Here is a 20,152-nt window from a genome sequence, read left to right on the forward strand (position 1 = left end):
CCGCCTTCCGGCCAGTGGGTTCCGGGTTTCAGATGTCGTTGAACACCGCCGCGACCCATTCCACCCTGGCATCGATGAGATGGGCTTTCACCGCCTCCAAATCCCGCATCCGGGTTTGGTGCTTCCTCACCACCAGCAGCACATGCCGGGTATTGGCCGCGATGATCTGGGTATCGGCATAGCGGTTGGCGGCGGGGGTATCCACGATCACCACCGGATAAATCCGCCCGCACTCGCGCAACAAGGCCGCGAAGGCGGGCCGGTCCAGCAATTCCTGCGGATTGGGCGGCACGGTCCCGGCGGGCAGGACCGCGAGGTTCCCGAAAACCCCGATCTCGGCGATGACCTCGGTGCCGCGGCGTCCGGCCAGCACATCCGCCAAGCCTTGGCGCTGGGCCAGCCCGAAAATGCGGTGCTGCCGTGGCTCGCGCAGATTGGCGTCCACCAGCAAGGTCCGCACGCCCAGTTGGGAGAAGGCCACGGCGAGGTTGGCGGCGACATAGCTGCAACCATCGCCCCGGTCCAGGCCGGCCACCGCCAAGGCGGTGGCGTCTTCCAATCCGAACAGCCGCAAATTCAATTGGCTGCGTAAGCGCCGGAACGCCTCGGCGCGGTCGCCGAAGGGCGCGTAGGCCAGGGCCAATTCGGGACTGAACGCCTGGGCCTCGGGCTGGCCGGGCACGAGATAGGCATAATCGAACTGCCGGGCCAGGGCGGTTTGCACATCGACGTCCTGGATCAGCCCCAGGCTCACGGCGGCCTCGCCGAAGCGCAAACCCCGCTCCTGCTGGCGGCGCTCGATGGCGTCGATATCCAGGAAACCGATCTTGCCGGTTTCGACCAACAACTTGCCGATGGGCTTGCTGCCGGGCACGGCAGGGAAGCCGGCCCGGCGCTCCAGGCGCTCGACGCGGACGGGTTCCGCGTGCGATTCCTTGTGTAGTTCCTTCATGGGCATGGGCCTCCTCGTGGGGGCAAAGCCGGTTTATGGCGGAAACCCAGGGCGGGACGCCGCGCCCGCCGCGGGGCGATGCTGACCAGGACCGGCACGCCCAAGCCCCGCTCGATATCGCCTTCCGCCCGCACCCGGCGGTCGCCGACCTCGCGCAACAGGGCGCAGGCCACGCCGAACAGGCCGCCCATGACCACGCCGATGGCGAGGTTCAGCGCCAGGCGCGGCTTGGACGGCCACAAGGGCGGCACGGCGGAATTCAGCACGGCGATTTCGGTTTGGCTGCGCTGGCTTTCCAGGCGGATTTGCTCGGTGCGCTGGCGGGCGCTGTCGTAGGCACGTTCGGCGTTCTCGACCTCGTGGGTCAGCACCATGGCGCGGTCGCGTCCTTCCTTCAATTCGAGGACGCGGTTTTTCTGGCGGTCCAGGGCGTGTTCGATCTGGGTTTCGCGCTGCTGGGCCTGGGCCGCCGCATGGGCCAGGGAGCCTTTCACGTTCTGGATCTCGGCGGCGATCTTGCGCTTGAGGCTGTCGCGCTCGGCGCGGGCGCTTTGGTGGACCGGATGCTTGGGGCCGAGTTGATCGGCGGTCTCGGCCAGCTTGGCCTCGGATTGGGCCAGGGCATTCTTGAGGTTCTGGATCAAGGCGTTGCCCTGGATATCGGGCAATTCCTCCAAGCGGCCCTTGGCCTCGGCCTCGGCGACCTGGCGCTGGCGGGTCTGGATATCGTAGGTCTGGGTCTGGGCGATCACCCATTGGCTGGACAACTCGGCCAACCGGGCGTTTTCCACGTCGAGCTTTTCGTCGGAAGCCACGATGCCGGTGCGGCGCTGGTATTCCGACAACCGTTGCCGGGCCGCTTCCACCTGGCCGCGCAGGGTCTTGATCTGGTCCTCGAACCACGAGGCCTGGGTGCGGGCCGGATCGACCCGCAGATCCAGGTTGGTCTGGATATAGGCGCGGGCGAAGGCATTGGCGACCCCGGCGGCGAACTCGGGGTCGGTGTTGGAAAACTCGATGGCGATGACGCTGCTATCGCGGCCCGGCCTCGCGTCCAGCGCCTTGATCAAGCGGTCCGCCACCCAATCGCGCACCTCGCCCCGGCCTTCGGTTTCCTGGTCGAATTTCTCGACCAGTTCGGGAACCTCGGTCAGTTTGAGGCTATCGACCACCCGCAGCGCCACGGCGTGGCTGGTGATGATATCGACCTGGGTCGCCAGATAGCCGGTCAGCAATTGCCCCGGCAGGATCATCCCGGTGATGGGGTCCACGCCCTTGAAATCGACCAGCACCGAGGCATGGGCGGTATAGGTCTTGGGCAGCGCCAAGCTCACGCCGACGACCAGCCCCACCACGCCCAGGAACACCGCCAGCACCGCCCGCCACCGCGCCGCCAGGATCAGGAACATTTGGGTATAGGTCATGGGCGGCTCCTAGAACCAGCTTTCGCCGACATAGATCACATCGTCCGGGCGCACCAAATCCCCGAGTTCCGCCGTCTCCGTCAACAATTCGCCCTGGCCGCCGCGGCGCTTCACCTCGACCCCGTCATCGCTGCCCCGCGCCGTCAGCCCGCCGCCGATGGAAATGGCCTGGGCGATATTGATACCGCGCTCCAAGCGGAACACGCCCGGATGCTGCACCTCGCCGTAGATATAAAAGGTCTGGGCCTTGGGCACGTACACCAGATCGCCGCCCGTCATCCCGATATCCTTGGAGACATCGCCCGCGAACAAGGCGTGCAGATCGATTTCCCGGTGTTCGTTGCCGCCCCCGGCGGTCCGCACCAAGACCGCCACCTCGCCGCCCTCGCCGGACACCCCGCCCGCCGCCGCCAGAACCTGCGACAAGGTACTGGCCCGTTCCAAGGCATACTGGCCGGGCTTGCTCACCGAACCCATCACGGAAACCTGCTGGCTGGCGAATTCGGTCACCACCAGATTCACATGGGGTTGCTTGATGAAACCCTGCTCGGTGAGTTTCTGGGTCAGGAGGGTTTCCGCCTGCCTGGGGCTTTTGCCGCCGACCAATACCTCGCCCACCAAGGGAAAGGTAATCCCGCCCGACGCGCTGACGCGGGTTTCGACGGCGAGGTCGGGATAATCGAATACCGTGATTTTCACGAAATCGCCCGGTCCCAATAGATAATCCTCGGCCCTGGCTGTTCCAAACCCACAGAGCAATAGCCAGAAAACCATCCACCACCGCAGGATCGCTCCCACGCCGAGCGTGGGAGCGATAGATATTGCCTTGCTCATAACCCGTCGATCCCCTTTTGTAAATGCCGCCCGCCGGACGAGGTCACATCATTTTGACCGGCACCAAGCTGTTGCGTTGTCTCGGATTCATACCCGGCGAATTCACCTTGATAATGGATTTCCGCCGCCCGCCACAAACGGCTCAAATGTATACGGCTGGCCTCCCCATTACGGGCGCTGGATAAATAAGCCTCGATGGCGGGCTTGGCTTTCGCCTCATCCAGCGGCGCTAATAAAGCCGCTTCCAACTGTAGCAGCAATAGGGTTTTGCCCCGCTGTACGGCGGCGATATCGCCCGGCTCCATAACGGCCAAGCGCGGCAATAATTCCAAGGGCGCTTGTTCGGCGCTCCATTGCAGCCATTCGGTTTGATAATCTATATTGCGGGCTTGCAGGAGATGGGCGGTTTCCTGCGGTGTTTGCGCCGGGTCCAGCAGCCTTTTCAAGCCCTCGTCGAACCGGTCGGCGGGCATGGCGAACGCCTGCAAGCGGTATAATTTGCGCTGGGAAAAAAGTTCGGGATGCTTATGATAAAAAGCCTGGATATCTTCGGGCGTGGGCGGGGTTTTGGGTAAAACCTTGCGCTCCAGATAAGCCAGGGCCAATACCCGGCGTTTGGCATCCTCGACGGCGAGCATGATTTGAGGATCGTGTTCCAAATCTTCCCGCACCGCCTGTTGGACCAATAATTCCTGCTCGATCAGGGTTTCCAAGGCATCGCGGCTGGCTTCCCGTGGGGTTTTCCAGGTTTTGATCCCGGTATGGGCCAGGAAGCTATTCAGTTGATGGACGGTGATTTCCTCATGGTTCACCCGCGCCACGACCTGGGAAGAATGCTTGGCCTCGGGAGCATCGCAGCCCGCGAGCGCAAGACCAATAAATACCAGGATGATCCTGGCCAATACCTTAGCCATTCCTTGGGTCCCGTTCCATCGAATCCTTGTCATCCAAACCACCCGAATCCCAGCCGGAATCCAAAGCAAGCCTTGGACTCCTGTAAACCCCGCTTTAATAAGCGTGCCTATCCCCGAATAAAACCTTTATGGTCTTTAGGATAATCCAACAATCCAGGCCCAAAGACCAGTTCCTGAGGTATTCCAAATCGCATTCGATACGCCCGCGCATATGTTCGAGATCGTCGCCGCCGCGAAACCCATTGACCTGCGCCCAGCCGGTAATTCCCGGCTTGACCTTGTGACGGATCATATAGCCCAGTATTTGCTTGCGGTATTGCTCGTTCACCGCGATGGCGTGCGGCCTCGGCCCGACCAGACTCATGCGGCCTTGCAAGACATTGATGAATTGCGGCAATTCGTCCAGCGAGGTTTTGCGGATGAATTTCCCAAGCGCCGTTACCCGGTTATCGTTCTGCGTGACCTGGGTATAATTCGATGCGCCATCCTCGGTCACGGTCATCGAGCGGAATTTGTAAACAATCACTTCCTCTCCATCCAAACCATAGCGCCGCTGGCGGAATAAGACCGGCCCTTTGGAATCCAGTTTCACCGCGATTGCAACCACGATAAAAACCGGCGAGATCACCAGTAAAATCGCCAAGGAACCGATAATATCGAAAGCCCGTTTGATGAGGCCACGCAGGCCATAGAAAGGCGTATCGCAGACCGCCACGATAGGCATTCCATTGATTTGGGAAAACCGTGCCTGGATCAAATCGAAGATGAAGATATCGGGCACGAAGAATACCGAAGCCGTGGTATCGCGCAAGGCTTCCAGCAAATGCTGTATCCGGGGCTGCAAGGACATGGGCAAGGCGATATAGATCAAATCGACCCCGTGCTTGCGGACATAATCGGCCGCTTCCGCCACCCGGCCCAATAGCCGGTCCTCCATATTTTCGGGCAGGCGCCAAGCTTGGCGGTCGTCGAAAAAGCCCACGACCCGGATACCCAAATAAGCATCCTCGGTGACTTTCTTATGCAGCGCCAAACCCAATGGGTTGGCGGCGATAATCACGGCTTTGCGGGTCTTGGTGCGGTTCACCACCGAGCGCAGTGCATTACGCGCCAAAAGCTGCGAACCCAGCAACGCGATGGGCACCATCACGAACCAGGTGAAAATAATCCTATGGGAAAACATCGCCAGGGTTTTGGTGGCATAGCCCACCAAAAGCAAAACTCCGAATACCACGCACCAATTCCATAGGATATAATTGATCGCCTCGAAGTAGGGAAACCGGGGGCGGTCGCGATATAGGTTGATCTCGTCGAACACTTGGGCCGATACCAGGAAACCCAGGACGCCGAGAATCACATAGGATTGGTCCAGCGCGTGTCCATGGCCTAGCGTGACCAGCGCCAAACCCAGGCTAACCACCACGGGGCATAATAGCCATTTAATCAAGATCACACCGGGCAAATCCAGCGAGGTGGCCCCATGGGAAGGGGCTTTGGTCAGCCGGGCCGAGGGCAGGAATTCGAGTCCGGCCTGGGTTTCCGTATATGTGCCTTGATTCCCTTTGCGCCAGCGCAATGGAGGGGTATTCCGTAGGAGCGTCCCTGATTTTCTCATCTGATTCAATATCCTTATATATCCGCCACGCAACGCATCCCATTCTCCACAATATGGACGATGCGAATCCTTATATTGGGTTCCCCCGTGGAGCTTGGGAACGAGTATCGATACGCAAACCCCAGCTAACCGGAAATGGTTCCCTGTCCTTGCCCCAAAGCCTTATGCTTGCGGCGGATTTGGAAGGCGATCAAACTGATGCCCACCACCACCATGGCCCATTGTTCGGGTTCGGGGACCGCCAACACCTGGAATGATCCCGCGATGCCGGAATAAGGGTCGATGGCATTGCCACTGGCGATCAGCGTATAGGTGATACCGCTGGTAAGCCCGGCGAAGGTATAAACCGGGTTGACCGGGTTGAACGGCTTGGGGGCGGTGCCACCCGCCAAGTCCAAATCCAATCCGGCCACGGTCTGGACGCTGGCCAAAAAACCGCGCCCGAAAGCCGGATCGGACAGCGAGAAAACAATATCCTTAGTGAAACCGCCGACACCTACGATATTGCCCTGGAATTCCACGAAACTCCCATTGCTCAACGGGGTGGCGATTGAAAATGAATCGTTGATGAAAATACCGGGCCGCAATATGTTGCGATTGACATCCTTGACCGTGACCGAGTAAATGGCCGCTTCCACCACGCCGGACCAAAAGCCGATCCACAACGTACCACTCAAAGCGATAAAATATAACCTCTTCATCGCCGCATACCTTCCATAGATGGACTGAAAAAAACGAAATCCTTGTCATCGGAATCGGACGATCTCATATCGGCCTGCAACCTCCCGGATCGACTCGCGATCCCTTGGCCTTTCCATTTTCATAGTGCATCCAGATCGTCGTGTAAGCACTATCAGCTAGTTTAGGATACGTAAATCTTGCCCGGCTGGGTGTACGTAGCTTTCCCTAGTTTCGCGGCGTGGATAGGGAATTGGCCCTTTTCCGAGAAACCCCCGGTAAATACTGTATTCCCACGGAACAGCCGCGCGCGGTTGCCCCCTCCCGGCATTGCCGCCACGGCGGCAGCCGCGATGCCCATTTGCCGCCAGGGCGGCATCCCCCCTTCCCGCCCCCGCCTGTAACCTAATATTTTCAAAGACTTATATCTGGCATGGATGCTGCCCTCCGGTCTACGCGCCTTGAGCCATTTATCAACCCCACACGTCTGGAACACACCCATGAGCAAAATCAAAGTCGGGATCGTCTCGGGCAACCTAGGCTCCCCTTCCAAAACCCTGGCCCTGGCCGGACAAATCCTGGAGGCCGTGCAGCGCCTGGCCCCGGTGGACAAGGAACTCCACAGCCTGGCCGAATTGGCCCCGGTGTTCGGCCCGGCGCGTTCGCCCGCCGAACTGCCCGAGGCGGGCCACGCGGTGCTGCGTTCCATCGTCGCCGCCGATCTGTTGATCGCCGTCACCCCGGTCTACAAAGGCTCCTATACCGGCCTGTTCAAGCATTTGTTCGATTTCATCGATCCCAAGGCGCTGAACGGCGTGCCGGTCATCCTCGGGGCCACCGGCGGCGGCGATAAGCACGCCCTCATCGTCGAGCATCAACTGCGGCCCTTGTTCGGTTTCTTCGGGGCCTGGACCGTGCCTTCCGGCGTCTATGCCTCCGACCAGCTCTACGACGGCAGCCGCTTCGCCGACCCCACCGTGCTGGAACGCATCGACACCGCCGCCCGCCAAGCCGTGGACGCCGTCCGACTCCGCCAACAATCCTTCCATCCCGCCCAAGCCGCCTGAGGAATCCCCATGAGCACCCCCGATTACGAGCGCATCCGCGGCGAAATCCGCGCCCTGGTGGACGAGGTCGTCCGCCCCAACGCCGACAAGATCGACACCCACGGCATCTTTCCCAGGGAAAACCTGGAAGCCTTGGGCCGGGCCGGTTGGAACGGGGTTTTGATCCCGGAGGAATATGGCGGCCTGGGGCTGGACCATGTGGCTTTCTCCATCGTCGCCGAGGAGATAGGCCGGGCCTGCGCCTCCACCGGCCTGGTCTATGTGATGCACACCGGCGCGGCCCAGACCATCAACCTGTTCGGCAACCACGACCAGAAGCAACGCTGGCTCAGGCCGGCCCGCGATGGACTCATCGGCACCTATTCCACCAGCGAGAAAGCCTCGGGCGGCCATTGGTGGTTCAACTTCAGCGAGGCGGCGCGGGACGGCGACGGCCATTACCTCTTGAACGCCGAGAAATCCTTCACCACCAGCGCGGGGCAGGCCGATTACTACGTGTTCCAGACCCGTTCCCCCGGTGCCAAGGGACCGACCGATATCAGCTTCTTCATCGTCGATTCCAAGCTGGACGGCATCGCCCACGGCACCTGGGAAGCCCTGGGCGTGCGCGGCAACCATAGCGGTCCCATCACTTACAAGGATGTCCGGGTCGAGGCCCGCGACCGCCTGGGCGAGGAAGGCCAGGGCAAGGATATCGTCTACCACGGCGTGTCCCCGGTGTATCTCATCGGCCTGGGCGCGGTCTGGCACGGGGTGGCGCGGGCGGCGCTGGAACGCGCCGCCACCCACCTCACCGGCAATATCCACCGGGATTTCAACCGCAAGCTGTCGGATTACCAAGTGCTGCGCCAGCAACTCGGGGAATCCAAGGTCGCGGTGGAAAGCCTCCGGCCCTGGCAGCACGACCTGGCCCGGCAATTGGACCGGCTCCAGGCGGAAGGCCGGGCGCAGGGCGAAATCCTGTTGCCGCTGACCGAGTTCAAGGTCCACGCGGCGGAGGTCGCCAACCTCTCGGCCCGCAACGCCTTGGATGTGAGCGGCGGCTATGGCTATAAGAAAGGCCCCATCGAGCGCATCTTCCGCGACGCCCGCGCCGGGATCGGCATGGGTCCGTCCAACAACATCGCCCGCGAATGGATCGGCAAGACCCTGGTCGGCCTGCCCCTGGAATTGTTCGAGGCCGGCGGCGAATAACCGGCCCCGGCGGGACCGGGGCGTCCATCATTCCCCCTGGGCCGGGATCGGCGGTGTTTCCGCCGGTCCCGGCTTTTTTTTGGGCTGGGCACGGGGCTTCCCCGGCGGCCTTCCCAAGCCGGGTTTGGGAACCCACGCGCCCGGCGCGGACCGGGCCTGCCGCCATGGCGGCAACCTCCCGGCAACTGCCGCCACAGCGGCATGGCCCGGTCCGCCTCAAACCTTATAAATCAATCGATTTCAACGATTTAGCCGTGGCACGGATACTGCGCTGCCTGCTTCGCGTTCCGGCGAAGCCCGGCCCGTCGCCGCCCCGGAAGCGCGGCCCGAATTCCAAAAACTCCCGATGGTTCCCCCATGACGACTCATCCACCCTATGGAAAACCTCCTCGCCCCCGGCGTCCGGCCCCCCCACCCGGCTGGGGTCTGGCCGTGTTGGCGGCGGGCGCGGCGGTCTCGCCGCTGGCCCAGGCGCTCAACACCGGCACCGATCTCGACCTCAGCTTGAAAGCCATCGCCGGGGGCATGGCGGGCGCGGCCTTCGTCCGGCCCCAGGAAGTGTCCGCCGCCCTGTTCGGCAACCCCGCCACCTTGACCCAGTTCAAGGGGATGAACGCGGGCGTGGGCGCGGCGATCCTGGAGCCGGTGGTCACCAATACCCAGACCAGCCAGGGCTATAGCCACGAATCGCCCAGCGAGGCCGGGAACTATGTCGCGCCGGATTTCGCCATCGGCGGCGAGGTGGCGGATGGCGTGGTCTTGGCGGGCGGCGTGGAAGTCGATTCCGGCCTGGGCGCGGATTACCGGACCCATCCCATCAGCGCGGGGGCCGGTTTGGGCCTGGGCGGCAGCGGTCCGGGCGGGGCGGCCACCCTGCCCTTGCTGGTCGAATACCTCTCCTTCAGCGCCAATGTCGGCGGGGCGGTGGAGATCACCCCCGAGTTGTCCTTGGGCGCGGCCCTGACCGTGGGGGTGGGCTTCGGCCAGTTGGGCACCTCCGGCAATACTTCGGGCCTCGCGGGGCTGTCGGGCGATTTCGGCGGCACCACGTCCAGCGTGCATAACATCAGCGCCCGTGGTTCGGCGGGCCTGAGCTACCGCATCAACCCCACGGTCACGTTCGGTGCCTCGTTCAAGACCCCGCTCGAATACAACTTCCACAACGTGCTATCGACCACGGTGGGCGGTAGCCAGGCTTATCAAGCGGCCAAGCTGGAACAGCCCTGGGAAGTGCAATGGGGCTTCGCCGCCACTCCCATCCCGGAACTCCTGGTCGAGGTCGATGGGCTATGGAAGAACTGGTCCAACGCCGCGCTTTATAAGGATGTCTGGGACGACCAATTCCTGGCCCTATTGGGAGCGCAATATTCCCTCGACCAATGGCAATTGCGGCTGGGCTACAGCTATGCCACCGCCCTCCTCAGGGACAACCCCAACGGCACGCTGGCGGGCTTCCAAGGGCTGGGCACCCTGCCCCTGGACACGGCGGTGCCCGGCGTCCTCAACCAGAACGATCTGGTCCGGGTGGTCCAGACCACCCTGGTGCCGGTGGTGTGGCAGAACACCGTCACCGCCGGCGTGGGCTACGCCTTCACCCCCAAATTCCGCCTGGATTTCTTCGGTGCCTACGCTTTCCAGGGCAACGCCAGCCGTTCCACCTTGGCCCTTGGCAATTACTCGGTCGATGCCAGCGAATGGGCCTTGGGCGGGGGCGCGAATTTCAAATTCTGATGCTTCAGTACGGGAGTCGACACCATGCATTCCAACCCACCACTGGCCGCGGCACCGTTCCTGAACGCCCGGCCCCAGCCCCCGGCCCGCCCCGCCAGAAGGACCGCGCAGCGGGCCGCGCCGGTGCTGTATCCGCCCGCCGCCCAGCCACATCCGGTGCTGCTGCGGGTCGAGCAGGTATCGCTTTCGTTCAAGGGCGTGAAGGCGGTCAGCGATATCAGTTTCGAGGTGAAGCGCGGCGAGGTCTGCGCCCTGATCGGTCCCAACGGCGCGGGCAAGAGTTCGCTGCTGAACATCATCAACGGGGTGTACACGCCGCAGGAAGGCCGCATCGTGCTGGACGGCGTGCCCTATCGCCGGGTCAACGCCCATCGCGCCGCCACCCAGGGCATCGCCCGCACCTTCCAGAACATCGCCTTGTTCAAGGGCATGAGCGTCCTCGACAACGTGATGACCGGGCTCAACCTCAACGTGCGCTCGAATTTCCTGGAACAAGCCTTGCGCCTGCCCCGCGCCCGCCGCGAGGAAGCCGAACTGCGGCGCAAGGCCGGGGAAGTCATCGCCTTCCTGGACCTCCAGGCGCATACCCACAGCCCGGTCGGCAACCTGCCCTATGGCCTGCAAAAGCGGGTGGAACTGGCCCGCGCCCTGGCCGCCGAACCCAAGCTCCTGCTGCTGGACGAGCCCATGGCCGGAATGAACGCCGAGGAGAAGCACGCCATGTGCGGCTTCATCCTGGACGTGCACCGCGAGTTCGGCACCACCGTGGTCTTGATCGAACACGACATGGGCGTGGTGATGGACATTTCGGACCACGTCGTGGTGCTGGACTATGGCCGCAAGATCGGCGACGGCACCCCGGATGAAGTGCGCGGCGATCCCGCGGTGATCGACGCCTATCTCGGCGTCGCCCATTGAACCGGAGCGGAGAACCCCATGGATTTCTTTCTGGAAGTGGCCCTGGGCGGGTTGTTGGCGGGCGTCATGTATTCGATGGTCGCCATCGGCTTCGTGCTGATCTACAAGGCCTCGGGCGTGTTCAATTTCGCCCAGGGCTCGATGGTGCTGTTCGCGGCGCTGACCTTCGTCAGCCTCCTGGAAAAGGGCATCAATTTCTGGCTGGCCTTGCTGCTGGCGCTGTGCGCGATGCTGTTGCTGGCGGTCGCCATCGAGCGCTGCGTCTTGCGCCATCTCGTCAACCGTCCCCCCATCACCTTGTTCATGGCGACCTTGGGGCTCAGCTTCGTCATCGAGGGGCTGGCCCAACTTTTTTGGGGGGCGCAGGTGCATGGCCTGGAACTCGGCATCGCCGACGAACCCTTGGAACTGGGCGGCCTCCTGCTCAGCCAGTTCGACCTGTTCGCCGCCGCCACCGCCTTGGTCTTGGTGATAAGCCTCAGCCTGTTATTCAACAAAACCCGTATCGGCTTATCGCTCCGCGCCGTGGCCGACGATCCCCTGGCCGCGCTGGCGGTGGGCATCGACCTGGAACAGATCTGGCGGGTGGTGTGGATGGCGGCGGGCTGTGTCGGGCTGGTGGCGGGACTGTTGTGGGGAGCGCGGGTCGGGGTGCAGTTCTCGCTGTCCCTGATCGTGCTGAAGGCGCTGCCGGTCCTCATCATCGGCGGCTTCTCGTCGATTCCGGGGGCCATCGTCGGTGGCCTCATCATCGGGGCCAGCGAGAAGCTGGCCGAAGTCTATGTGGGTCCGCTGGTCGATGGCGGTATCGAGAACTGGTTCCCCTACGTGCTGGCCCTGCTGTTCCTGTTGGTGCGGCCCGCCGGTCTGTTCGGCGAGCCCAGCGTGGAGAGGGTTTGATCATGTGGTTTTCGGAAACCGAAGCTTGGCGGGCCACCGGCGGCAAATCCCGGCGGCTTCCGGTCTGGCGCAAGGCCCCCATGGCCTGGGTGGCGCTGTTGGTTTTGGGCTTTGGCGTCGTGCCCTTTATCGGCAACGACTACTGGTTCAGCGCCATCCTGATTCCCTTCCTGGTGCTGTCGCTGGCGGGTTTGGGGCTGAACCTCGTGACGGGCTACGCCGGGCAGCTTTCGCTGGGTTCGGCGGCGTTCATGGCGGTGGGCGCGTTCGCCAGCTACAACTTTTCCTTGCGGGTGGAGGGCTTGCCGTTGTTGGCGAGCTTCGGGCTGGGCGGCTTGAGCGCGGCCTTGGTGGGCGTGCTGTTCGGCCTGCCCAGCCTCCGCATCAAGGGCTTTTACCTGCTGGTCTCGACCTTGGCCGCCCAGTTCTTCGTGCAATGGGTGCTGGTCAAATTCAGTTGGTTTTCCAACGACAACCCTTCCGGGGTGATCTCGGCCCCGCCCCTGGTGGTCCTGGGCCAGGATTTCAACTCGCCCGCCGGGCGCTACGTCCTCACCCTGGGCGTGGTGGCCGCGATGACCGGGTTGGCGCTCAACCTGGTCCGCGGCGCAACGGGCCGCAATTGGATGGCGGTGCGCGATATGGACACCGCGGCGGCGGTCATCGGCATCCCGATCCTGAAAACCAAGCTCCTGGCCTTCGGCATCAGCTCGTTCTACCTGGGCGTGGCCGGGGCGCTGTGGGCCTTCGCCTATCTGGGTACGGTGGAGCCGCATGGCTTCGACCTGAACCGCTCGTTCCAGGTGTTGTTCATCATCATCATCGGCGGGTTGGGCAGCGTGTTGGGGGCTTATTTGGGAGCGCTGTTCTTCGTGCTGTTCCCGGTGTTCCTCGACCATCTGGCGGGCGGCTTGTTCGCCGGGATCATCGATGCCGGGCATCTCGAAAACCTCCAAAAGATCGTCTTCGGCAGCCTCATCATCTTCTTCCTCATCCGCGAACCGGAAGGGCTGGCCCGGCTGTGGTGGCGCTTCCGCGCCCGGCTCGGGCTTGACCCCGCGGCGTCCTGATCCCCCATCAAACCACTATTTTCCATCCATAGAGGCATCCTATGTCCAAAATAAACCGCAAACTCCTGTTGTCCCTGGCCGTGGGCGCGGTGCTGGGCGCGATCCAGCCCGCCGCCGCCGCTCCCAACGAGCAATATTTCCCCTTGCAAAGCTACCGGGTCGGGCCTTACGCGGCGGGCGGCACCGGCTTCTTCGGCGGCTTCATCGATTATATGAAGCTGGTCAACCTGCGCGACGGCGGGGTCAATGGCGTCAAGCTGACCTGGTCGGAATGCGAAACCGAATACGTGGTCGAGCGCGGCGTCGAATGCTACGAACGCCTCAAAGGCGGCCTCAACGGCGCGCCCGCCGCCGCCACCAATCCGCTGTCGGTGGGCATCGCCTACGCCACCCTGGACCGTTCCACCGCCGACAAGCTGCCCCTCATCACCATCAACCATGGCCGCACCGATTCCACCGACGGTTCGGTGTTCCCCTATATCTTCCCCTTGCAGCTCAATCCCTATAGCGAGGTGTCGGCCATCATCAACTACATCGGCCAGCGCGAAGGCGGCCTCGACAAGCTCAAGGGCAAGAAGATCGTGACCCTCTACCACGGCTCGCCCTATGGCAAGGAAACCATCCCCATCCTCGACCTGTTGGCGAAGAAATACGGGTTCCAGGTCAACCATATCGAAGTGCCGCATCCCGGCAACGAACAGCAATCGCAATGGCTGAACATCCGCCGCATCAAGCCCAGTTGGGTGATCCTGCGCGGCTGGGGCGTGATGAACCCGGTGGCGCTCAAGACCGCCGCCAAGACCGGCTTCCCGGTGGACCACATCATCGGCAACATCTGGAGCAATTCCGAGGAGGACGCGGCCCCGGCGGGCGCGGCGGGCAAGGGCTTCATCTCCATCACCACCCATCCGTCCGGCACCGATTTCCCGGTGTTGCAGGACATCAAAAAATACGTGGTGGACAAGGGCCAGGGCGATCTGGAAGACCCCAAGCGCTTCGGCAGCGTCTATTACAACCTGGGCGTGGTGAACGGCATCCTCAATGTCGAAGCGGTGCGCATCGCCCAGGAGAAATACGGCAAGCGCCCCCTGACCGGCGAGGAAACCCGCTGGGGCTTCGAGCATCTCGACCTGGACGACACCCGTTTGAAAGCGCTGGGCGCGCTCGGCCTGGCCCAGCCGCTCAAGCTGAGCTGCGCCGACCACGAAGGCGGCGGCGCGGTGCGCTTCCAGCAATGGGACGGCCAGCAATGGAACCTCATCAGCGATTGGGTCCAGGCCGACCGCGCCTTGCTCAGGCCCATCATCGAGCAATCCTCCGCCAAGTACGCCAAGGAAAAAGGCATCGCCCCCCGCGATTGCGCCAAGGAAACCTGAACCCACCGGGCGGAGCGCATCCGCCCCATCCCCCCTACCCAGGTGAACCGCCATGACATCGACCGACCCGCCCATCCTCTCCGTCGAAAACATCGAGGTGGTCTACGACCACGCCATCCTGGCCTTGCGCGGCGTCTCGCTCGGCGTCGCGGCGGGCCGGATCGTGGCCTTGCTGGGCGCGAACGGCGCGGGCAAGACCACCACCCTCAAGGCCATTTCCAAGCTGATCGGGGCCGAGCGCGGCGCGATCGTCGCGGGCGATATCCAATTCCAAGGGGTTTCCATCCTGGACCGGCCACCCGACCAATTGGTCCGGGCCGGGCTGGTCCAGGTGTTGGAAGGCCGCCATTGCTTCGCCCGCCTGAGCGTCGAGGAAAACCTCCTGACCGGGGCCTTCGTCCGCAAGCCCGGACGCGCCGCGCTCAAAAGCGAACTGGAACGGGTCTACGCCTATTTCCCCCGGCTCAAGGTCCGGCGCAAAAGCCTGGCCGGGCTGACCTCGGGCGGCGAACAGCAAATGGTGGCGATAGGCCGGGCGCTGATGGCCCATCCGCGCTTGCTGCTCTTGGACGAACCCTCGATGGGCCTGGCCCCGCAGGTGGTGGATGAAATCTTCCATATCGTGACCGAATTGAACCGGCGCGAAGGCGTCGCCGTGCTGCTGGCCGAACAAAACGCCACCCTGGCCCTGAAACACGCCCACCACGGCTATATCCTCGAAAATGGGCGGGTGGCCTTAGCGGGCAGCGCCGAGGAACTGCGCGGGCGGGACGATGTGAAGCATTTCTATCTCGGCATGGCCGGGGAGGAACGGCGTAGTTTCAAAAGCGGCTCCGGCACGGGTCAGCGCCTGGCCGGTGATATATCCGGCTGATTATCCCCTCCCCTGTTCTCCGCCCATTTTCAAATAGTTATGGTGGTTGATTTCCGCGCCGCCGTAAACCATTCCCACATACCCCCTCTTCATCATCGACGCGCTGGCTTGGATTTTCACGATCCAGGCCGGTGTGCTTGCCCTCGGTTATAAATGAGTAGGTGGGCATGTATTCCGTGCCCACCGCGATGATCCGCAAATGGTGGGCATGAGTACATACCCACCCTATCCCGAGCGTAGACCCCAAATCAAAATACCCTAGCAGCCCGGATGCAGCGTGGTTCCGGCACGCGTATTTAGCCCCATCGCTTGCGCCGATTTGCGCTCGCCGATTGCCGCCACAGCGGCAGCCGATCACAGGATTGCCGCCGAAAAGGCAATCCATATTGGGCCAAGAGGATGAACCCTCCCCAATATCCGGCCCTATCCCTTTAAAACAAGCCAAAATCGGCAAAAACAAGGTATGGCACGCCCCGTGCAATCATGGCATCAACGATAAGAACGGGACTTACAGATAACACCGTTCAAGGTTTATCCATCCCTGCTACGGAGACCCCTATGAATCCAGTTAATTCCACCCGACCTAGACCGGGCAAACCTCAATCCGCATATAAACTCAAACAAGGCTTGGGTTGTGCCTTAACCCTGGGCTTCGCATTATCTCCGGCGCTGGCAACGGCCCAGAGCGAAAGCGCCAGGATCAAGCAATTACTGGAACAAATGCAGGAATATCAGCGCCAACTCGCCGAAACCAACGCCCGCCTCCAGGCATTGGAAAAGAAAGACGCCACCAAGACGGAAACCCAGGGCAATGGGCTGGGGAACAATGGCTATGCGAATGGCACAGCCAATGGCAATGGCAAAAAAGTCGCGTCCGATACCGCCACCGCCAAGGCCCGCAATATCCAGGAACAACCGGATGTGGAAGACCCGGCGACGGCCAAAGTGCCCAAGGAACGTTTCCTCAAAGGTTTCTACGATGGCGGGTTCACCCTGAGGACTTCGGATAACCGCTATTCGATCACCATCAACGGCTTGGCGCAGGCACGCTATACCTTGAACCTGCCCAGCAAATATACCGGCAGCGATAGCCAAACCTTCGATTTGGCGCTGGGCAGGTTGTTTTTCTCCGGTACGGTGTTCGATCCCAACCTGTCTTATTTCTTCTTCTACCAAACCAGCACCCTCGCCAACGACAACCGGGTCGATACCATCGACTGGTGGGGTAAATATCAGCTAGGCGATTGGGGCATCAAAGCGGGCCGTATCCTGCCGCAATACTCCCGCCAATTCTATACCGATATTGGCAAATACCTGTTCATGGATTTGCAGGCCCCGGAATATGCCTTCAGCTTGCAAAGAACCCCCGGTGCCGAGGTGATGTGGCACGCGGATAAATGGACCGTGAGCTTGACGGCGGGCAATAGCGTCCGGGCCTTGGATTCGACCACCCAGGAAAATACCAATCTCAAGCTGGCCGGTATTGCCCGCGTGGTCTATGACGTACTCGATCCCTATACCTATGTGCAGGAAACCATCCCCGATGTGGTGGAAAGGCCGCAGCTTTCGCTAGGGGCCGCTTTCGGCTTCAATCCGGTCGATACCAATTCCAGCCTGCAAAACACCATCGCCGGGATGGATACCTATAACGGCACCCTCGATATCGGCTATCGCTACCAGTTGTTCAATACCGAAGCCGCGTTCTTCTGGCGGGAAGACCACCGTCCCAAAAACACCGGGCCCGGCACCAGCGATAACTATGGCTGGTATTGGCAAGCCGGGTATTTCCTCTTGCCCAAGCGGCTGGAAATCGCGGGTACCGCCAATCAAGTCCTATTCGATTTCCCGGATGGCAGTAGCTATAAGAATCAAACCATCGGTTCGGTGGGCCTGAATTATTATTTCTACGATCATAATTTCAAGCTACAAAGCGATTACAGCTATATCACCGGCGAAGATTGGAGCCATCATTCGCTTGAAGATAACCGCTTCCGCTTGCAAGGACAGGTTTATTTCTAAGCGGTTGTTGCCCTGGCAACGCCGTGCTGAATCGCTGTTGATTGACGGGCAGGAGCCTTGGGTTTTTCCGCGCCACAAGGCTGTCCCGGCGCTATCCGGCCCTGGTATGGGAAATGCCTGAACCTGTCCGCGCGATTGTTTTGGAGTCCAAGGCTTGCCTTGGCTGTATGTGGTTTCCAAAGCCAGCTTTGGACCGCCGTTGTTTTTCTTAATTAAGTTTCTTGTTTCAAATCATAACCGCCCAACCACTAAACCCAAGGAGTTAATCCCATGAGTCATTCCGCCCCTCTCCACCGTCCCGGTTCCGAAGCCCTCAAATTCGCCTATTGGGTGCCCAATGTCAGCGGCGGCTTGGTGATCAGCAATATCGAGCAGCGCACCAGCTGGGATATCGATTACAACCGCAAACTGGCCCAGATCGCCGAGGCGGCGGGTTTCGAGTTCGCCCTGAGCCAAATCCGTTTCACCGCCGGTTATGGCGCGGAATATCAGCATGAATCGGTGGCTTTCACCCATGCGCTGTTGGCCGCGACCGAGAAACTCCGGGTCATCGCCGCCATCCTGCCCGGCCCCTGGCATCCGGCCTTGCTGGCCAAGCAGATCGCCACCATCGACCATCTGACCGGCGGGCGCATCGCGGTCAATATCGTCAGCGGTTGGTTCCGCGGCGAATTCACCGCCATCGGCGAGCCCTGGCTGGAACACGACGAGCGTTATCGCCGTTCCGAGGAATTCATCCGCGCCATCAAGGGTATCTGGACCGATGACAGTTTCACTTTCCTGGGCGATTTCTACCGCTTCCACAATTACTCGCTGAAGCCGAAACCCTTGCAGCAGCCGCATCCCCTGATCTTCCAGGGCGGCAGTTCCAGGGCGGCCCGCGATATGGCGGCCCGCGTGTCGGATTGGTATTTCACCAACGGCGGCACGCTGGACAACATCAAGGCCCAGGTGGACGACATCCAGGCCAAGGCGGCGCAGGCGGGCCATTCGGTCAGGATCGGCGTCAACGCCTTCATCATCGCCCGCGACACCGAGGCCGAGGCCCGCGCCGTGCTGGACGAGATCATCGAGAAGGCCAACCCGGAAGCGGTGAAAGCCTTCGGCCACGAGGTGAAACAGGCGGGCAAGGCTTCGCCCGAGGGCGAGGGCAATTGGGCCAAGTCCACGTTCGAGGACTTGGTGCAGTACAACGACGGCTTCAAAACCAACCTGATCGGCACGCCCGAGCAAGTCGCCGAGCGCATCGTCGCCTTGAAGGCGGTGGGTGTGGACTTGGTGTTGGGCGGTTTCCTGCACTTCCAGGAGGAAGTCGAGTATTTCGGCAAACGGGTCCTGCCCCTGGTCCGCGAACTCGAAGCCCGCCAACCGCACAAGGCGGCGGCGTGATGACGGCCCCCGGCGCTCACCATTCCGGCCCGGCGTCCGCCGCGGCCTGGTTCGAGCGGGCGGAGCGGCTGGCGGCGGAATTCGCCGCCACCGCCGTGGCCCGCGACAAGGCCGGCGGCACCGCCAAGGCCGAACGGGACCGGCTGCGCGACAGCGGCCTGTTGAATCTCATCATCCCCGCCGAATATGGCGGGCACGGCTTCGACTGGCACGACACCTTGCGCATCGTGCGGATCATTTCCAGGGCCGATAGCGCCATGGGGCATTTGTTCGGCTTCCAGCATTTGCTGTTGGCGACCGTGCGGCTGTTCGGCGAGCAATGGCCGCATTACTACCGCGAGACCGCCCGCAACGGCTGGTTCTGGGGCAATACCCTGAATCCCCTGGACACCCGCGCCCGCATCCTGCCCGACGGCCCGGATTGGCTGATCCACGGCAGCAAAAGCTTTTGCTCGGGGGCGATGGATTCCGACCATCTGATCGTCTCGGCGCTCACCGAGGCCGGGAAGCTGGTGATCGCGGCGGTGCCCAGCGACCGGCCCGGCATCCATATCCATGCCGATTGGGACAACATGGGCCAGCGCCAAACCGACAGCGGCAGCGTGGACTTCCACGAGGTGCGGGTCTACGACCGCGAAATCCTCCGTAGCCCCGGTCCCCTGGGCAGCGTGTTCGCCAGCCTGCGGCCCCTGATCGCCCAGTTGGTGCTGACCAATATCTATCTCGGCATCGGCGAGGGCGCGTTGGCCGAAGCCCGCGCCTACACCCAGAGCCAATCCCGGCCTTGGTTCCTGTCGAGCGCGCCCAGCGCCACCAAGGACCCCTATGTCTTGCAGAAATACGGGGAATTCTGGGTGGAACTGAACGCCACCGCCCTGGCGACCGACTACGCGGCGCGGCTGTTGGACGCGGCTTGGCGCCAGGAAAACGCCCTCACCGCCGCCGAACGGGCCGAAGCCGCCGTGGCCTGCGCCACCGCCAAGGTGTTGGCGACGCGGGCCGGCCTCGATGTGACCCAGCGCTTGTTCGAGGTGACAGGGGCCAGGGCCACCAGCGCCCAGGCCGGGCTGGACCGCTTCTGGCGCAACCTGCGGACCCATTCCCTGCACGATCCGGTGGATTACAAGCTGCTGGACCTGGGCGAATGGGCCTTGAACGGGCAAGCGCCGACCCCGAGTTTCTATTCCTGAGGAATCC

The 20,152-nt window shown here is 62.2% G+C and carries 17 protein-coding genes; 11 read left to right on the top strand and 6 right to left on the bottom strand.

Going from position 1 to position 20,152, the window contains the following annotated elements; translation table 11 throughout:
• Window positions 1–28: 28 nt before the first annotated feature.
• The 6 genes from epsG to K5658_RS00450 form a co-directional block, all read right to left on the bottom strand.
• On the bottom strand, window positions 29–952 hold the full coding sequence (gene epsG, locus K5658_RS00425; protein WP_221065028.1) for a chain length determinant protein tyrosine kinase EpsG: 924 nt from the start codon (window positions 950–952) through the stop codon (window positions 29–31).
• The gene (gene epsF, locus K5658_RS00430) at window positions 949–2,376 is read right to left on the bottom strand and encodes a chain length determinant protein EpsF (RefSeq protein ID WP_221065029.1); all 1,428 of its coding nucleotides are present in this window, start codon (window positions 2,374–2,376) and stop codon (window positions 949–951) included. The genes epsG and epsF overlap by 4 nt, the downstream gene beginning before the upstream one ends.
• 9 nt (window positions 2,377–2,385) lie before the next feature.
• On the bottom strand, window positions 2,386–3,210 hold the full coding sequence (epsE, locus tag K5658_RS00435) for a polysaccharide export protein EpsE (RefSeq protein ID WP_221065030.1): 825 nt from the start codon (window positions 3,208–3,210) through the stop codon (window positions 2,386–2,388).
• Window positions 3,207–4,124 carry an EpsD family peptidyl-prolyl cis-trans isomerase gene (locus K5658_RS00440; protein ID WP_221065031.1) on the bottom strand — a complete coding sequence of 306 codons (918 nt, stop codon included), beginning with the start codon at window positions 4,122–4,124 and terminating at the stop codon, window positions 3,207–3,209. Before K5658_RS00440 ends, epsE begins: the two co-directional genes overlap by 4 nt.
• Before the next feature lie 94 nt (window positions 4,125–4,218).
• Window positions 4,219–5,739, bottom strand: a complete 1,521-nt coding sequence (locus tag K5658_RS00445) for an undecaprenyl-phosphate glucose phosphotransferase (protein ID WP_221065032.1) — start codon at window positions 5,737–5,739, stop codon at window positions 4,219–4,221.
• A 125-nt stretch (window positions 5,740–5,864) separates the two neighbouring features.
• Window positions 5,865–6,440 (bottom strand): PEP-CTERM sorting domain-containing protein, encoded by a 576-nt coding sequence (locus tag K5658_RS00450; RefSeq protein ID WP_221065033.1) that lies wholly within the window; start codon window positions 6,438–6,440, stop codon window positions 5,865–5,867.
• 477 nt (window positions 6,441–6,917) lie between these two features.
• Here K5658_RS00450 and K5658_RS00455 point away from each other — a divergent pair, with 477 nt between their 5' ends.
• The 11 genes from K5658_RS00455 to K5658_RS00505 all read left to right on the top strand — a co-directional run bounded on the left by K5658_RS00455 (window position 6,918) and on the right by K5658_RS00505 (window position 20,145).
• The gene (locus K5658_RS00455; RefSeq protein ID WP_221065034.1) at window positions 6,918–7,484 is read left to right on the top strand and encodes an NAD(P)H-dependent oxidoreductase; all 567 of its coding nucleotides are present in this window, start codon (window positions 6,918–6,920) and stop codon (window positions 7,482–7,484) included.
• Between the two features lie 9 nt (window positions 7,485–7,493).
• A complete protein-coding gene (locus tag K5658_RS00460; protein ID WP_221065035.1) occupies window positions 7,494–8,678 on the top strand; it encodes an acyl-CoA dehydrogenase family protein in 1,185 nt (394 codons plus the stop codon).
• 357 nt (window positions 8,679–9,035) lie between these two features.
• Window positions 9,036–10,409 carry an OmpP1/FadL family transporter gene (locus K5658_RS00465; RefSeq protein WP_221065036.1) on the top strand — a complete coding sequence of 458 codons (1,374 nt, stop codon included), beginning with the start codon at window positions 9,036–9,038 and terminating at the stop codon, window positions 10,407–10,409.
• 24 nt (window positions 10,410–10,433) lie between these two features.
• On the top strand, window positions 10,434–11,327 hold the full coding sequence (locus tag K5658_RS00470) for an ABC transporter ATP-binding protein (RefSeq protein WP_221066873.1): 894 nt from the start codon (window positions 10,434–10,436) through the stop codon (window positions 11,325–11,327).
• Window positions 11,328–11,345: 18 nt separating this feature from the next.
• Complete coding sequence (locus tag K5658_RS00475; protein WP_221065037.1) at window positions 11,346–12,227, top strand: branched-chain amino acid ABC transporter permease; 882 nt, start codon at window positions 11,346–11,348, stop codon at window positions 12,225–12,227.
• 2 nt (window positions 12,228–12,229) lie between these two features.
• Window positions 12,230–13,297 carry a branched-chain amino acid ABC transporter permease gene (locus K5658_RS00480; protein ID WP_221065038.1) on the top strand — a complete coding sequence of 356 codons (1,068 nt, stop codon included), beginning with the start codon at window positions 12,230–12,232 and terminating at the stop codon, window positions 13,295–13,297.
• 41 nt (window positions 13,298–13,338) lie between these two features.
• Window positions 13,339–14,673: an ABC transporter substrate-binding protein gene (locus K5658_RS00485; RefSeq protein ID WP_221065039.1), complete on the top strand. Its 1,335-nt coding sequence runs from the start codon at window positions 13,339–13,341 to the stop codon at window positions 14,671–14,673.
• 52 nt (window positions 14,674–14,725) lie between these two features.
• Window positions 14,726–15,547 carry an ABC transporter ATP-binding protein gene (locus tag K5658_RS00490; RefSeq protein ID WP_221065040.1) on the top strand — a complete coding sequence of 274 codons (822 nt, stop codon included), beginning with the start codon at window positions 14,726–14,728 and terminating at the stop codon, window positions 15,545–15,547.
• Between the two features lie 558 nt (window positions 15,548–16,105).
• Complete coding sequence (locus K5658_RS00495; protein WP_221065041.1) at window positions 16,106–17,566, top strand: OprO/OprP family phosphate-selective porin; 1,461 nt, start codon at window positions 16,106–16,108, stop codon at window positions 17,564–17,566.
• Between the two features lie 270 nt (window positions 17,567–17,836).
• Window positions 17,837–18,955 (top strand): dimethylsulfone monooxygenase SfnG, encoded by a 1,119-nt coding sequence (gene sfnG, locus K5658_RS00500; RefSeq protein ID WP_221065042.1) that lies wholly within the window; start codon window positions 17,837–17,839, stop codon window positions 18,953–18,955.
• Window positions 18,955–20,145, top strand: a complete 1,191-nt coding sequence (locus K5658_RS00505) for an acyl-CoA dehydrogenase family protein (RefSeq protein ID WP_221065043.1) — start codon at window positions 18,955–18,957, stop codon at window positions 20,143–20,145. Before sfnG ends, K5658_RS00505 begins: the two co-directional genes overlap by 1 nt.
• Window positions 20,146–20,152 lie beyond the last annotated feature (7 nt).

Origin of the sequence: Methylomagnum ishizawai, from assembly GCF_019670005.1 — a bacterium.
In the GTDB taxonomy this organism is placed as follows: Bacteria; Pseudomonadota; Gammaproteobacteria; order Methylococcales; family Methylococcaceae; genus Methylomagnum; species Methylomagnum ishizawai.

Bases quoted from the DNA above. Each gene is read 5' to 3' on its own strand.
- epsG (WP_221065028.1), bottom strand. From the start codon at position 952: ATGAAGGAACTACACAAGGAATCGCACGCGGAACCCGTCCGCGTCGAG.
- epsF (WP_221065029.1), bottom strand. From the start codon at position 2,376: ATGACCTATACCCAAATGTTCCTGATCCTGGCGGCGCGGTGGCGGGCG.
- epsE (WP_221065030.1), bottom strand. From the start codon at position 3,210: ATGAGCAAGGCAATATCTATCGCTCCCACGCTCGGCGTGGGAGCGATC.
- K5658_RS00440 (WP_221065031.1), bottom strand. From the start codon at position 4,124: ATGGCTAAGGTATTGGCCAGGATCATCCTGGTATTTATTGGTCTTGCG.
- K5658_RS00445 (WP_221065032.1), bottom strand. From the start codon at position 5,739: ATGAGAAAATCAGGGACGCTCCTACGGAATACCCCTCCATTGCGCTGG.
- K5658_RS00450 (WP_221065033.1), bottom strand. From the start codon at position 6,440: ATGAAGAGGTTATATTTTATCGCTTTGAGTGGTACGTTGTGGATCGGC.
- K5658_RS00455 (WP_221065034.1), top strand. From the start codon at position 6,918: ATGAGCAAAATCAAAGTCGGGATCGTCTCGGGCAACCTAGGCTCCCCT.
- K5658_RS00460 (WP_221065035.1), top strand. From the start codon at position 7,494: ATGAGCACCCCCGATTACGAGCGCATCCGCGGCGAAATCCGCGCCCTG.
- K5658_RS00465 (WP_221065036.1), top strand. From the start codon at position 9,036: ATGACGACTCATCCACCCTATGGAAAACCTCCTCGCCCCCGGCGTCCG.
- K5658_RS00470 (WP_221066873.1), top strand. From the start codon at position 10,434: ATGCATTCCAACCCACCACTGGCCGCGGCACCGTTCCTGAACGCCCGG.
- K5658_RS00475 (WP_221065037.1), top strand. From the start codon at position 11,346: ATGGATTTCTTTCTGGAAGTGGCCCTGGGCGGGTTGTTGGCGGGCGTC.
- K5658_RS00480 (WP_221065038.1), top strand. From the start codon at position 12,230: ATGTGGTTTTCGGAAACCGAAGCTTGGCGGGCCACCGGCGGCAAATCC.
- K5658_RS00485 (WP_221065039.1), top strand. From the start codon at position 13,339: ATGTCCAAAATAAACCGCAAACTCCTGTTGTCCCTGGCCGTGGGCGCG.
- K5658_RS00490 (WP_221065040.1), top strand. From the start codon at position 14,726: ATGACATCGACCGACCCGCCCATCCTCTCCGTCGAAAACATCGAGGTG.
- K5658_RS00495 (WP_221065041.1), top strand. From the start codon at position 16,106: ATGAATCCAGTTAATTCCACCCGACCTAGACCGGGCAAACCTCAATCC.
- sfnG (WP_221065042.1), top strand. From the start codon at position 17,837: ATGAGTCATTCCGCCCCTCTCCACCGTCCCGGTTCCGAAGCCCTCAAA.
- K5658_RS00505 (WP_221065043.1), top strand. From the start codon at position 18,955: ATGACGGCCCCCGGCGCTCACCATTCCGGCCCGGCGTCCGCCGCGGCC.